13 protein-coding genes are annotated in these 13993 nt (G+C 70.8%); 7 read left to right on the plus strand and 6 right to left on the minus strand.

The window, feature by feature from the left end; genetic code table 11:
* Positions 1–180: 180 nt before the first annotated feature.
* Both ACIBJC_RS16730 and ACIBJC_RS16735 read left to right on the plus strand, forming a co-directional pair.
* On the plus strand, positions 181–1254 hold the full coding sequence (locus ACIBJC_RS16730; protein WP_399292653.1) for an SIS domain-containing protein: 1074 nt from the start codon (positions 181–183) through the stop codon (positions 1252–1254).
* A gap of 356 nt (positions 1255–1610) precedes the next feature.
* Positions 1611–3116: a histidine kinase N-terminal domain-containing protein gene (locus tag ACIBJC_RS16735; RefSeq protein WP_399293187.1), complete on the plus strand. Its 1506-nt coding sequence runs from the start codon at positions 1611–1613 to the stop codon at positions 3114–3116.
* A gap of 214 nt (positions 3117–3330) precedes the next feature.
* Here the strand turns inward: ACIBJC_RS16735 and ACIBJC_RS16740 are convergent, their stop codons facing one another.
* Positions 3331–3588 (minus strand): WhiB family transcriptional regulator, encoded by a 258-nt coding sequence (locus tag ACIBJC_RS16740; RefSeq protein WP_004937597.1) that lies wholly within the window; start codon positions 3586–3588, stop codon positions 3331–3333.
* A gap of 316 nt (positions 3589–3904) precedes the next feature.
* Positions 3905–4873, minus strand: a complete 969-nt coding sequence (locus ACIBJC_RS16745; protein WP_399292655.1) for a diacylglycerol/lipid kinase family protein — start codon at positions 4871–4873, stop codon at positions 3905–3907.
* Between the two features lie 130 nt (positions 4874–5003).
* Here ACIBJC_RS16745 and ACIBJC_RS16750 point away from each other — a divergent pair, with 130 nt between their 5' ends.
* Positions 5004–5435 (plus strand): hypothetical protein, encoded by a 432-nt coding sequence (locus tag ACIBJC_RS16750; RefSeq protein WP_399292657.1) that lies wholly within the window; start codon positions 5004–5006, stop codon positions 5433–5435.
* An 85-nt stretch (positions 5436–5520) separates the two neighbouring features.
* On the opposite strand, the gene ACIBJC_RS16755 is transcribed toward ACIBJC_RS16750, so the two are convergent.
* From ACIBJC_RS16755 to ACIBJC_RS16765, 3 genes are all read right to left on the minus strand, one after another.
* Positions 5521–6594 carry a SigB/SigF/SigG family RNA polymerase sigma factor gene (locus ACIBJC_RS16755; protein ID WP_399292659.1) on the minus strand — a complete coding sequence of 358 codons (1074 nt, stop codon included), beginning with the start codon at positions 6592–6594 and terminating at the stop codon, positions 5521–5523.
* Positions 6591–7004, minus strand: coding sequence for an anti-sigma regulatory factor (locus tag ACIBJC_RS16760; RefSeq protein WP_329829332.1), 414 nt, complete (start codon positions 7002–7004; stop codon positions 6591–6593). The genes ACIBJC_RS16755 and ACIBJC_RS16760 overlap by 4 nt, the downstream gene beginning before the upstream one ends.
* Before the next feature lie 241 nt (positions 7005–7245).
* On the minus strand, positions 7246–7506 hold the full coding sequence (locus tag ACIBJC_RS16765) for a UBP-type zinc finger domain-containing protein (RefSeq protein WP_399292662.1): 261 nt from the start codon (positions 7504–7506) through the stop codon (positions 7246–7248).
* Between the two features lie 155 nt (positions 7507–7661).
* Here ACIBJC_RS16765 and ACIBJC_RS16770 point away from each other — a divergent pair, with 155 nt between their 5' ends.
* On the plus strand, positions 7662–9263 hold the full coding sequence (locus tag ACIBJC_RS16770; protein WP_399292663.1) for a Na+/H+ antiporter: 1602 nt from the start codon (positions 7662–7664) through the stop codon (positions 9261–9263).
* Between the two features lie 80 nt (positions 9264–9343).
* On the opposite strand, the gene ACIBJC_RS16775 is transcribed toward ACIBJC_RS16770, so the two are convergent.
* Positions 9344–10276 carry a 1-aminocyclopropane-1-carboxylate deaminase/D-cysteine desulfhydrase gene (locus ACIBJC_RS16775; RefSeq protein WP_399292665.1) on the minus strand — a complete coding sequence of 311 codons (933 nt, stop codon included), beginning with the start codon at positions 10274–10276 and terminating at the stop codon, positions 9344–9346.
* Positions 10277–10475: 199 nt separating this feature from the next.
* On the opposite strand from ACIBJC_RS16775, the gene ACIBJC_RS16780 reads away from it, so the two are divergent.
* From ACIBJC_RS16780 to ACIBJC_RS16790, 3 genes are all read left to right on the plus strand, one after another.
* On the plus strand, positions 10476–11888 hold the full coding sequence (locus ACIBJC_RS16780; RefSeq protein WP_399292667.1) for a family 2B encapsulin nanocompartment shell protein: 1413 nt from the start codon (positions 10476–10478) through the stop codon (positions 11886–11888).
* A gap of 166 nt (positions 11889–12054) precedes the next feature.
* Positions 12055–13104 (plus strand): family 2 encapsulin nanocompartment cargo protein polyprenyl transferase, encoded by a 1050-nt coding sequence (locus ACIBJC_RS16785; RefSeq protein WP_399293189.1) that lies wholly within the window; start codon positions 12055–12057, stop codon positions 13102–13104.
* A 187-nt stretch (positions 13105–13291) separates the two neighbouring features.
* Positions 13292–13879 (plus strand): GNAT family N-acetyltransferase, encoded by a 588-nt coding sequence (locus ACIBJC_RS16790; RefSeq protein ID WP_399293191.1) that lies wholly within the window; start codon positions 13292–13294, stop codon positions 13877–13879.
* Positions 13880–13993 lie beyond the last annotated feature (114 nt).

Consider the following 13993-nt stretch of genomic DNA (forward strand, 5'->3'; position numbering starts at 1 on the left):
CTGCCGATCTGATGGGTGAGAGTCTCTTGTGGTATAGACCAATTCTAGCAGAGGGGCCCTGATCGGTTCTTCGATCGGGGAAGGGGAAGGAGGACGGAGCCGTCGAGCCCGGTGGCGGGGGCTCCACCGGGCGTGTTCGATGGGTGGGCGGGGGCGTGAGCGACTTGGAGGGCACCCAGCATGTCTGCCGCGTTTCCCGCCGGGCCGAGCGAGCACCCGGGCCGGATCATGTTCACCGAGGTGCTGGAACAGCCCTGGGTGCTGCGGCGGCTCCTCAGCGACGGGGCGGCCCCGATCCGTGAGGTGGCGGACGCCATCGCGGCACGGAAGCCGCGCTTCGTCCTGCTCACGGCGCGCGGCACGTCCGACCACGCGGCGCTGTACGCGAAGTACCTGCTGGAGATCCGGCGCGGGCTGCCCTGCGGGCTCACCTCCATGTCCACCATGACGGCGTACGGCGCGCGCCCCGATCTGACCGGCGTGCTCTTCATCAGCGTCAGCCAGTGGGGCGGCTCGCCGGACCTGGTGGCCGCGACCTGGGCCGCGCGGGAGGCGGGCGCCATCACGCTCGCCGTGACGAACAACCCCGACTCGGCGCTCGCCGCCGTCGCCGAGTTCCATATCGACGTCCTGGCCGGCGCGGAACTGGCGCTGCCCGCCACCAAGTCGTACACCGCCTCCCTGCTCGCGCTGTACCTCTTCGCCGAGGGGCTCGGCGGCGACGACGGCACCGAGGCCGCGTCCGTCGTGCCGGATCTCGCGGACGGTGTCCTCGCCCGCGGCGCGGAGGTGCGGACGCTCGCCACCCGCTACCGCTTCGCCGGGCGGATGGTGGTGATCTCGCGGGGGTACGGCTACCCCACGGCCAGGGAGGCGGCCCTGAAGCTCATGGAGACCAGCTATCTCCCCGCGCTCGCGTTCTCCGGCGCCGACCTGCTGCACGGCCCGCTCGCGATGATCGACAACCGCTCGCCGGTGATCGCCGTCGTCCCCGAGGGCAAGGGCGGCGAGGCGCTGCGCCCGGTCCTGGACCGGCTGCGCGGCCGGGGCGCCGACCTCTGCGTGGTGGGCCCGGCGGCGGAGACCGGGCGGGCCTCGGCGGGCTTCGTCCTGCCGGTGGAGGGGGTGGGGGAGGAGCTACAGCCGATCCTGGAGATCCTGCCGCTCCACCTTCTGGCCTACGAGATCGCCCTCGCCCGCGGTTACGACCCGGACGCTCCCCGGACGATGGCCAAGACCCCCGAGTCGAGCTGAGGGGCGGGCGTGACCGGGCCCAGGACACACCCGCGGGCCGCGGCGCCGCGACGGGACCCTCAACCCGTACGGCACCGCAGCCCGGAGTTGCTACGGCCGACAGGTGTGCGGTCCCGGCGGCCGTGGGGAGAGGTTCCGCCGCAGTCAGGGCAGAGAGCGCCGGCACCTCGTTCCGCCCTCCTGTGCGGGGAGGACGGAAGTCTGTTGCACCCATTGTGGACTAGACCATTCGGGGGTGTCCATGCCCACGGTGCGTACGGTGAGCCTAATCCGCCCCTACCCTCCGGTACAGACCACGGGCCGTCCGAGGTTTCTGAGGTTTCTGTGCCACGGGTACGCTCGCACGTGTGCCCTCCATGAACGATCTCGTACGCCAGCACACAGCCCTCGGTGAATCCGACCTGGAGTGGCTGCATCTGCTGGTCTCGGAGTGGCAACTGCTCTCCGACCTCTCCTTCGCCGACCTCGTCCTCTGGGTCCCCACCCGGGACGGCACCCGCTATGTCTCCGTGGCCCAGATGCGGCCCAACACCGGGCCCACCTCCTACCAGGACGACATGGTCGGCCACCTCGTGCCCCGTGGGCGCCGGCCCCTGCTGGACGCCGCCCTGGACGAGGGGCGGATCGTCCGCGAGGGCGACCCCGAGTGGCGTGAGGAGGTGCCCGTACGGGTCGAGTCCATCCCCGTACGGCGTGAGGGCCGTGTCCTCGGGGTCATCGCCCGCAACACCAACCTCCTCACCGTGCGCACCCCGAGCCGGCTGGAGCTGAGCTATCTCCAGTCCGCCTCCGACCTCGCGCAGATGATCGCCGCCGGGTCCTTCCCCTTCCCCGGCCAGCAGGTCGACATGGACGCCTCACCGCGCGTCGGGGACGGGCTGATCCGGCTCGACGCCGACGGGATCGTCCAGTACGCCAGCCCCAACGCACTCTCCGCGTATCACCGGCTGGGACTCGCTTCCGACCTGGTGGGACAGCACCTCGGCCAGGCCACCGACCACCTCGCGCCCGCCCGTGGCCCGGTGGACGAGGCCATGGTCAAACTGGCCAGCGGTTACGCGCCCCGGGAGACCGAGGTCGAGGGCAACGGCGGGGTCATCCAGCTCCGCACCATCCCGCTCAAGCCCAAGGGCATCCGGATCGGCTCCCTGGTGCTCCTGCGCGACGTGACGGAACTCCGCCGCCGCGAGCGCGAGTTGATCACCAAGGACGCCACCATCCGGGAGATCCACCACCGGGTGAAGAACAACCTCCAGACGGTCGCGGCGCTGCTGCGCCTCCAGGCCCGGCGGATGGACTCCGTACGGGGCAGGGAAGCGCTCAACGAGGCCGTGCGGCGCGTCGGTTCCATCGCGATCGTCCATGAGACGCTGTCTCAGAACCTGGACGAGCGGGTCGAGTTCGACGAGATCGCCGACCGCGTTCTGGCGATGGTGGCCGAGATCTCGCCCGGCAAGATTCTCTGCCGGCGTACGGGACGTTTCGGCATCCTGGACGCCGAGGTGGCCACCCCGCTCTCCATGGTGCTCACCGAAATCCTCCAGAACGCGCTGGAGCACGCCTTCGAGCCGGGGGAGGAGGGTCGGGTGGACGTCTCCGCGGTCCGCAGCGGGGACTCGCCGGCCAAGGAGCGGCGGCGTACGGGCACCTCCGGCACCTCGGACACCCGGCTGATGATCACCGTCCAGGACGACGGGCGCGGGTTGCCCGAGGGGTTCGATCCGCAGCGGGCCGGGAATCTCGGGCTCCAGATCGTACGGACGCTGGTGGAGGGCGAGTTGGGCGGCACGTTCGACATGGTGCCAGCGCCGGTCCGTGGCACACGCGTTCTGCTGGACATTCCGGTGGAGCCGCAGAAGTAGCCGCGTCGCCGCATCGGCATGTAGCCGCATCGCCGCGTCGGCGGAGGCGCGTACCCCGGTGACAGCATCGAGCCCCGGACCGTTCTACGGTCCGGGGCTCGGTTCGAAGCTCACTGTGCGATGCGCATCGGGGGGTACTGCGCGCTGCGGTTCGGGGGCGGGGCTATGCGTACACGCTGTACGCTCCGCCGGCTGAGGCTGTTACAAGGGTGGTTCAGGCGGTCGCGTTACGCGCCCGGTTACGAGCGGCGCGACGCTTCATCGCGCGGCGCTCGTCCTCGCTGAGTCCACCCCAGACGCCGGAGTCCTGGCCGGACTCGAGCGCCCACTGCAGGCACTGCTCCATGACGGGGCAGCGACGGCAGACGGCCTTGGCTTCCTCGATCTGCAGCAGCGCAGGACCGGTGTTGCCGATGGGGAAGAACAGCTCGGGGTCTTCCTCGCGGCAAACGGCGTTGTGACGCCAGTCCATGGCTGCTACCTCTCTTGGTATTACGTGCAGGTTGCTTGTGAATGTGAACGCTTTCACGAATCCCTCGACAAGGGAAGGGTCGACCGCCAGCGGAACCGGCGGGGTCCTTGCATCGAGGAGGGGTTCTGGTTCTCAGGGAGGCCGGTGTTGCGGGCCGTCCCGAGCGCCATGTAGAGATTCGCAAACCTCGGCGGCGGATACAACCCCTTCTGGAAAGTTTTTTTTGATTCCTCGGTGTCGACTAGGTCACAGCCGTACTTCCATGGGGTGGATGCCAGCCTAAACGTTCGAGTGAAAGGAGTTTGACCCCTTCCACTCACACAATCACACGCAGTGCACGGCGAACGCCTGTGAACGTCACGCTCGTACGCACTCCGAGATGGTCGCCGTCCATCTGGAAGGGCAGGGGCGCCTTGGAATGCAAGGTGAAGTCGGTCAGGTCGTGCAGGGACACCGCATGGCGTCCGTGGGGGCCCTTGTCCGGGGTCGAAGTGAGCAGTTGCGTCCCATATACGGCCGCCGCCGAGGTCGACATCCGGGACAGCCCGAGGACATCGAGCGCCGAGTCGAAGGACGCCGTGGGGGACGAGTACAGCGGCCGATTCCCCAGGTAGGTGTAGGGAGCGGTGTTGCAGATTATCGACAGGACGAGATCTTCGACCGGATCCTCACCGGGCCGTTCCAAGGTGATCATTCCATGGCGGCGGTGAGGTTCCTCAAGGAACTGGCGTATCACCTGTCGCACATAGAGCGCGTGCGTCGAACGCTTTCCGCGTTCCCGGTGCTGTTCGACCCGGCCGACGACTCCCGCGTCGAATCCGAACCCCGCGTTGAAGGTGAACCAGCGGGACGGCGCGGCCTCGTCCTCCGAGCCCGGCGTTCCGGCCGCCAGTCCCAGACCGACCGTACGTTCGCTCTTCTCGTCCAGCGCCTGAAGAATCGCGCCGGTCGCCTCCACCGCGTCGTTGGGCAGCCCGAGCGCGCGGGCGAAGACATTGGTCGAGCCGCCGGGGACGACCGCGAGCCGCGGCAGCCGCTCGGGGTCCGGGCCGTTGTGCAGCAGACCGTTCACGACCTCGTTGACCGTGCCGTCCCCGCCCAGGGCCACGACCAGCTCGATGTCCTCGGAGTCGGCGGCCCGCCGGCCCAGGTCACGGGCGTGCCCGCGGTACTCCGTCGTCACCGCCTCCAGCTTCATCTCGCTGGCCAGCGCGTGGATCAGTACGTCACGCGTGCGGGCACTGGTGGTGGTTGCTGCCGGGTTGACCACGAGGAGTGCGCGCATGCCCAGCAGATTACCGGCCGAGGGACGACGGGTCGTCCTCGGGCATTACGGGACGGTCTTCCCCGAGCGGGACCCCGAGCGGGACGGGCGGGGCTCCGGGCCCGGAGCCGGGGGCCGATACCCTGCAAGGGTGAGTACAGCGACGCAGCCCGACCCCGAGCCGATCCCGCGCCCCGCCCGGCTGACCGCAGCCGCGGCCGTCAGTGCTCTGGAGGCCCTGGCGCTGATCGCCGGCGGCGGATATCTGCTGGTGATGGGGGTGCTCGGACGCCCCGACTCCCCGCAGCAGGCCGAGATGGGCGGGGTGACCCTGGTCGCACTCGGAGTGATCCCGCTGCTCGCCGCCCGGGGGCTGCTGCTGCGCCGTAGCTGGAGCAGGGGGCCCGCGCTGATCACGCACATCCTCGCGCTGCCGGTCGCCTACACGCTGCTGACCTCGATCGGCTCCGGGATCCCGGCCGGGATCGCGCTGGCGGCCGTGGCCGTGGCGGGGCTCGTCCTGCTCGTCAATCCGACGACCACCGAGGCCCTGGGGATCGGGAGCCCGGCCGGAGACGCGTAGCGACGCGTGGACGGGCGGACGGGCGGATCAGCTCAGGTCCCGCGTCCGCACGGCTGCGGGACCTGTCCGTACCGCTACTCCTCGATCACTCCTCGACGAGCAGCCGCTCGCGCAACTGCGCCAGCGTGCGGGCCAGCAGTCGCGAGACATGCATCTGCGAGATGCCGACCTCCTGGGCGATCTGCGACTGCGTCATGTTGCCGAAGAACCGGAGCAACAGAATCCGCTTCTCCCGGGGCGGCAGATCCTCCAGCAGCGGCTTGAGGGACTCCCGGTACTCGACGCCCTCCAGCGCCTCGTCCTCGGCGCCCAGCGTGTCCGCCACCGCGGGGGACTCGTCGTCCGTGTCCGGGACGTCCAGCGACAGCGTGGAGTACGCGTTGGCGGACTCCAGGCCCTCCAGGACCTCCTCCTCCGAGATGCCGAGCCGCTCCGCCAGCTCGTGCACCGTCGGCGATCTGCCGTGCTGCTGCGACAGCTCGGCCGTCGCGGTCGTCAGGGCCAGCCGCAGCTCCTGGAGGCGGCGCGGCACCCGTACCGCCCAGCCCTTGTCCCGGAAGTGCCGCTTGATCTCCCCGACGACCGTCGGAGTCGCGTACGTCGAGAACTCGACACCGCGCTCCGGGTCGAAGCGGTCCACCGACTTGATCAGCCCGATGGTCGCGACCTGCGTGAGGTCGTCCAGCGGCTCGCCGCGGTTGCGGAACCGCCGCGCGAGATGCTCGACCAGGGGCAGGTGCATCCGGACGAGTTGATTGCGCAGGGCCGCCTTCTGGGGCGAGCCGTCCGGCAGTTCGCGCAGCTCGATGAACATCGCCCGCGCGCCGCTGCGGTCATGTGGGTCGTGGTGCCGCCGCTCACCGCGCGACTCGCCGCGCGGCTCACTCGGCCGCTCGCTCCGCGGTTCGCCCCGCGGCGCGCTCTCCTGCTCGCTGTGCTGCTCGCTCATCAAGGCCGCCCGCTCTGCCTGCGCCCGCTCTGTCCGCGCCTGTTCCGCCGCGGCCGTCTGGCCCTCACGTCCGTCCTCCGGATGGGGACGGGCCTGCTGCTCGGGGATCCCCGCGGGGGCGAGCACCGGCTCCGCCGGAGCCTCGTGCCCTCCCCGCGGCTCTGGTGGGATGCGCCCCTCGTCACGCACCGGACCGTCCCCGTTCCTCACGCCGGCCCGGGTCCCGCGCCGCGCTGTTTGTAGAGGCTGATGGTGACCGTACGGTCCTCGGCGACCGTCGACTCGACCTTGCCGGCCAGTGCGGAGAGCACCGTCCACGCGAACGTGTCGCGCTCGGGGGCGCGTCCGTCGGTGGTGGGGGCCGAGACGGTCACTTCGAGCGAGTCCTCGACAAGGCGGAAGACACAACTGAGAACGGAGCCCGGTACGGCCTGCTGGAGCAGGATCGCGCAGGCTTCGTCCACCGCGATGCGGAGGTCCTCGATCTCGTCGAGGGTGAAGTCCAAGCGCGCCGCGAGGCCGGCCGTGGCCGTACGCAGCACGGACAGGTAGGCACCCGCAGCGGGCAGCCGGACTTCCACGAAGTCCTGGGTCCCGGGCTCGCCTGCGATCTGGGACACCCTCACCTCCAAGGTGGCACAAGCTCTTCAGGGCTCCGGACAGGACATGTCGCGGAGCCTTGCTGGTACGTGTCATTACGTAGCCGGTCTGGGTGGCGACGCTATCGCGATCCATGGTGCCGTGTCGCCGGGACCCCTATCCGATACCGTCACTCATGGTAAGCATATGACCACGGAAAGTGGCTAGGGGTCTGCGGCATCCAATTCAGAACAACCGGCGGAGGGTTGACGTACCCAGTCGTCAGACGATCGAACCGTCCACGAAGCACCAGCGCCAGCTCTCCCCCGGCTCGAAGCTTCGCATCACGGCGTGGCCCGTCTGCCGGAAATGGAGTGTCGCGTGCTGGTACGGCGACGAATCACAGCACCCGACGTTCCCGCACTCCAGACAGAGCCGCAGTTGTACGGGATGGCTGCCGGCGGCCAGACACTCGGCGCAGGTGTCACCCCTCGGGGCGGGCTCGGGGCGGGGAAGTTCCGCAATGTGGCTGCACTGGCTCATGATGGCGAGATTACGACCTCCGCGCGCACAGGGACGAACGCGCACACGGACGAACGCGCGCACAGACGAAGCGCGCACACCGCACGCACACGGACGTACACACACGCGGACGTACACACACGGACGTACGCACACGATGGAAAGACGGAACCGGGATGGATGTACTGCCGCTGATCGCACTGGTGGCGGCCAGCGCGGCGATCGCAGGGGCCGCCCGCAGGACACCGGTCGCCGCGCCCCTGCTGCTGGTGGCGGCCGGACTGGGCGCCGCGTACGTGCCCGGTGTGCCGGACTACACACTCGACCCGCACATCGTGCTCCCGCTGATCCTGCCGCCCCTGCTCTACACCGCCGCCGTGGACAGCTCGTACCTCGATCTGCGGGCCAACATCCGGCCCGTGGCACTGCTCTCGGTCGGGTACGTCCTCTTCGCGACCCTCGCGGTGGGCTGGCTCACGCACCTCCTCGTCCCCGGCCTGCCACCGACCACGGCGCTCGTTCTGGGCGCGATCGTCGCGCCGCCCGACGCCGTGGCGGCCACCGCCATCGCCCGCAAACTGGGGCTCCCGAGCCGGATCACCACCATCCTTCAGGGTGAGTCGCTGCTCAACGACGCGACCGCCATCACCGCCTTCAAGGTGGCGCTGGCCGCGGCGGTCGGCGCCGGCGCGAGCTGGGCGGGCGGGGTGGGGGAGTTCGCGCTCGCCTCGCTCGGCGGTGTCGGTGTCGGACTCGTCCTGATGGTCCCACTGCACTGGCTGCGCACCCACCTCAAGGAGGCGCTGCTCCAGAACACACTCTCGCTGCTCATCCCCTTCGTGGCCTACGCGGCTGCCGAACAGGTCGGCGCGTCCGGTGTGCTGGCCGTCGTGGTGGTGGCGCTCTATCTCGGCCACCGCTCCTGGCAGGTGGACTTCGCGACGCGGCTCCAGGAGGCCGCGGTGTGGAAGATGGTCGCCTTCGTACTGGAGTCGGCGGTCTTCGCGCTCATCGGGCTCCAGTTGCCCTTCGTCCTCGGAGGGCTCGGGGAGTACGGGGTCGCCGAAGCCGTGTTCTACGCCCTGTGGGTCTTCGTGGCCGTGGTCGTCGTCCGGTTCGTCTGGGTCTACCCGGCGACCTTCCTGCCGCGCCTGCTCTTCCCCCGGATCAGGGAGCGCGAGCCCGACACGACCTGGACCGCGCCGCTGATCGTCGGCTGGGCGGGGATGCGCGGTGTGGTGTCGCTGGCCATCGCCTTCTCGATCCCGCTGACGGCACACGACGGCACACCGTTCCCGGGGCGCAACCTCGTGCTGTTCCTGACCTTCGCGACGGTCATCGGCACCCTCGTCGTACAGGGGCTCACCCTGCCGCCGCTCATCCGGCTGCTGAAGGTGCCGGGCCGCGACCGGCAGGCCGAGACGCTCGCGGAGGCACAGGCGCAGAGCGAGGCGTCAGCGGCGGCGGAACAGCGGCTGGACGAACTGCTGGCCGACGAGCGCAACGCCCTGCCGCAGCCGCTCGCCGACCGGCTCCGTACGGTGCTGGAGCGCCGCCGCAACGCGGTGTGGGAGCGGCTCGGCGCCGTCAACGAGATCACCGGGGAGTCGGCGGACGACACCTACCGGCGGCTGTCCACGGAGATGATCGAGGCGGAGCGCACCGTCTTCGTGGAACTGCGCGACCGGCGGCGGATCGACGACGAGATGCTGCGGACACTGCTGCGCCGGCTGGACCTGGAGGAGGCGGCGGCGTACCGGGAGGACGGCTCGGACTGAGCGGGGCGGACCTGCCTCGCGGCTCCACGGCTCCACGGCTCCACGGGGCTACGGGGCTACGGTTCCATGGCTCTACGGGGCTACGGCGCGGAGGGTTCGGGGCTGCCGGTGATGACGGCCGCGACCGCCGTGCCCGGCGGGAAGGCGCCCTCCGCGGCCAGCGTGGTGACCCCGTACAGCATTTTGGCGACATAGAGACGTTCCACGGCGAACCCGTGCCGGTCCTCGAAGTCCCGCGCGAAGGCGTCCAGCTCGGGAGGGGTACGGGCGAAGCCGCCGAAGTGGAAGCGGTCGTCGAGACGCCAGTCGCCGGCCGGCCCCGTGAACGCGGCGCGCTGGAGCCCCCGTATCTCCCCGTCCAGGAAGCCGCCCCTGAGCACCGGGAAGCCGAGCGCCGTCTGTCCCGCGCCCAGCCCGGCGGCGAGCCCCGCGAGCGTGCCGCCGGTGCCGCAGGCGACCGCGACGGCGTCGGCCGCGCCGCGCAGCTCCCGGCCCAGCTCGGCGCAGCCGCGCGCGGCGAGCGCGTTGCTGCCGCCCTCCGGTACGACGTACGCGTGGCCGGGGTCCAGTCCCGCCCGTGCCAGCAGCGCGGCGACGACGGCGGGCTCCGCCTTGCGGCGGTACTCGGCGCGTTCGACGAAGAGCAGCCGCATCCCGTCGGCGGCGCACCGGGCGAGCGACGGGTTGAGGGGCCGGTCCGCCAGCTCCTCGCCCCGTACGACACCGACGGTGGCGAACCCGAGGAGACGCCCGGCGGCGGCGGTCGCGCGGAGGTGGTTGGAGTACGCGCCGCCGAAGGTCACCAGCGTGCGCCGGCCCGAGTCGGCGGCGGCCCGCAGGTTGGGCGCCAGCTTGCGCCATTTGTTGCCCGCCAGCTCGGGGTGGATCAGGTCGTCGCGCTTGAGGAGCAGCCGCACGCCCCGGCGCGTGAAGCGCTCGTCCTCGGCGGGGTGGAGCGGCGAGGGGAGCCGCGGGCGCAGGGCGGCGAGGTCGGGGGATCCGGGCGGGGTCACGTTCCCATTGTCGGCCGGGGGCCGTTTCCGGGAAGCCGTGCGGCCCCCGGCGTGCGCCGTCGGGATGAACTTCCGCGTGTTGTGCCCCGTATCGCGCTGTTCAGTCCCACTCGTTTGTGTAATGGCGCCTGCACGCCACGTGATGGAACCATTCTTCTCGCAGGTCGTACATGATCGAAAGTTTTGAGAGGAAGACTTCATGTCGGTTTCGGTTGGTGACGAGGTCCGCGCGGTGGAGCCGCCGCCCCAGCAGAGTCTGGGGACGGATGCCGCCCGGAACCTGGCGACCACCACCAAGTCGGCACCGCAGATGCAGGAGATCACCTCGCGGTGGCTGCTGCGGATGCTGCCGTGGGTCCAGGTGCAGGGCGGCACCTACCGGGTGAACCGCCGGCTCAGCTACGCGGTCGGCGACGGGCGGGTGACGTTCGTCCAGACGGGCGACCGCGTCGCGGTCATCCCCGCCGAGCTGGGCGAGCTGCCCGCGCTGCGGGAGTACGGCGACGAGGGGGTGCTGGCCGAGCTGGCGCGCCGCTGCGAGCAGCGGCAGTTCGACGCCGGACAGGTGCTGGCGGCCTCCGGTGACGTGGCGGACGAGGTCTTTCTGCTGGCGCACGGCCGCGTGGAAAAGACCGGCACGGGTCCCTACGGTGACGAGACGGTGCTCGAAGTGCTCGCCGACGGCGCGTACTTCGGCGACCAGGCCCTGGTGGACGGGGAGGCCACCTGGGCCTACACCGCACGCGCGGCGACGGCGTGCACGGTGCTGGTGCTGAGCAGGCGGGAGGTGCGGAACCTCGCGGAGCGCGAGAGCTCCCTGCGCCTCCACCTGGAGGCGCTGAACTCCGTACCGGAACAGCGGACCAACAAGTACGGCGAGGCCGCCATCGAGCTGTCCGCCGGCCATGTCGGCGAAGCGGTCGTACCGCACACGTTCGTGGACTACGAGGGGGCGCCGCGCGAGTACGAGCTGAGCGTCGCGCAGACCGTGCTGAAGGTCCACAGCCGGGTCGCCGACCTCTACAACCAGCCGATGAACCAGACCGAGCAGCAGTTGCGGCTCACGGTCGAGGCGCTCAGGGAGCGCCAGGAGCACGAGCTGATCAACAACCGCGAGTTCGGTCTGCTCAACAACTGCGACTACGGCCAGCGGCTCCAGCCGCACGACGGCGGGCCCAGCCCGGACGACATGGACGAGCTCCTGTCGCGCCGCCGTGGCTCGAAGCTGTTCCTCGCGCACCCGCGGGCCATCGCGGCCTTCGGCCGTGAGTGCAACAAGCGCGGGCTCTACCCGGACAGCGTGGAGGTCGCGGGCACGCATGTGCCCGCCTGGCGCGGAGTGCCGATCTTCCCGTGCAACAAGATCCCCGTCTCGGATGCCAGGACGACCTCGATCATCTGCATGCGTACGGGCGAGACCGAGCAGGGGGTCGTCGGCCTTCAGCAGAGCGGCATCCCGGACGAGATCGAGCCGAGCATGTCGGTCCGCTTCATGGGCATCGACGAGCAGGCGATCATCTCGTACCTGGTCACGGCGTACTACTCGGCGGCCGTCCTCGTGCCGGACGCGCTCGGTGTGCTGGAGAACGTGGAAGTCGGCCGCTGGCACTGAGGTGACGTACGACGTGTGACGTGAGGTACGGGCCCGGGCGGGCCGACCGTCGCCCCGCCCGGGCCCGTACCTCGTACAGCCGCGTGGACGTGACCGAAGTGAGCGCCATGGCCGCACGCCATGCAGTAGTGCCGTGAAGCCGTCAAGAGGAAGTTGACCCGTGACCATGACCAGCAGCGGTGCCGCCACCGAGGGCCATGAGGCCGTGGGGCTCCTGGAGCGCACCCGCACCGCGGTCGATCCCGAACTGCGCTCCGCCGTCGAGTCGTTGCCCGCCGCCATGCGCGGGGTCGCGCTGTACCACTTCGGCTGGGCGGGCGCCGACGGGATCCCGGTGCAGGGGGGTACGGGGCAGACCGGCAAGGCGATCAGGCCCGCGCTCGTCCTCGCCGCCGCCCGCTCGCTCGGCGGGGACCCGCGCCCGGCCGTACGGGCGGCCGTCGCCGTCGAGCTGGCCCACAACTTCACGCTCCTCCACGACGACGTGATCGACGAGGACCCCGTACGGCGCCACCGCGCCACCGCCTGGACGGTCTTCGGGGCGCCGGACGCCATTGTCACGGGCGACGCCATGCTCGCCCTCGCGCTGCGGCTCCTCGCGGAGGATCCGCACCCGGCGTCGGCCGCCGCCTCGGTGCGGCTCACGTCCTGTGTGATCGAGCTGTGCGCGGGCCAGCAGGCGGACTGCGCCTTCGAGTCCCGCGATCCGCACGAGGTCTCGCTCGACGAGTGTGTCGCCATGGCGACCGCCAAGACCGGTGCCCTGCTGGGTGCTTCGTGCGCGCTGGGCGCGCTCTACGCGGGCGCGGGCCCCGAGCAGGCCGAGGCCGTGGACGCCTTCGGCCGGGAGGCGGGGCTCGCCTTCCAGCTCATCGACGACCTGATCGGCATCTGGGGCGACCCGGACCGTACGGGCAAACCGGCCGGCGCCGATCTGGCCGCCCACAAGAAGTCGCTGCCGGTCGTCGCGGCGCTGGCCTCCGGCACCCCGGCCGCCGAGGAGCTGGCCGAGCTGTACCGGGGCCCGCTGGACGCCGAGGGGGTACGGCGCGCCGCCGACGCCGTGGAACGGGCCGGCGGCCGGGACTGGGCGCAGCAGGAAGCGGCCGAGCGGATGTCCCGTGCCGTCCAGCAGCTCTCGCGGGCGGTGCCCGACCTCGCGGCGGCGGGCGACCTGCTCTCGCTCGCGGAGTTCGTCACCCGCCGCACCCGCTGACCTTTGTCGTCGCGGAAAGCCTCCGGCCCCTTACGTAGCGCATATGGCCCAACTCTAAGATCAGGGCGGCAAGTTGACGTCGGATCTGGAGGGCCGGAACGTGAGCGTGGACAACGCGGGCAGCGTGAGCACGGTGGATGGCGCGGGCGCGGTGGATGGCGCGGACGGCGGGGACAGAGCAAGAGCCATCGGGATCAGACGGGCGACCGAGGCGGACCGGCCGACGCTGATCCGGCTGCTGGAGGAGGCGTTCGAGGCCGACCCGGTCACCCGGTGGGTGTTCCCCGAGGCGGACAACCGGCAGAAGCTGAGCGGCCTCTTCTTCGGTGTGTTCGCCGATGTCGCCCTGGCCGAGGGCCGGGTGGACCTCCTGGAGGACGGGACGGCGATGGCCCTCTGGCTCCAGGAGGAGGCGGGACTGCCCGAGGAGGACGAGACCCCGGCGCGGATGCGAGCGGTCTCCGACCCGGACAACGAGCGGACCGAGCTGGTCGGCCGGCTGACGGGCGCCGTCCACCCGCACGACCGCGCGCACGAATACCTGCTGATGATAGCCGTGTCCCCGGACCATCAGGGCCAGGGACTGGGCCGCAAACTGATCGAATCGGTGCTGGAGCGGTGCGACCGGGACGGCGTGCCCGCGTATCTGGAAGCGAGCAGCGCGCGGAGCAAGCGGCTCTACGAGCGGCTCGGATTCGACTTCACGGGCACCACCGTCGACCTGCCGGACGGACCGCACATGTGGCCCATGTGGCGCGAGCCGCAGGCCCACTGAGCCCTCCGTCCGACCGTACGCCGAAGATGTGGCCGGAAACATCCGCGAGTTGACCCTCGCAGCATATCCACTGGTCACCGGCTCGGAGCTGCCGATGCGCGGGAAGGATTCCGC

The sequence above is a fragment of the Streptomyces sp. NPDC050509 genome (genome assembly GCF_044457965.1).
Taxonomy (GTDB): Bacteria; Actinomycetota; Actinomycetes; order Streptomycetales; family Streptomycetaceae; genus Streptomyces.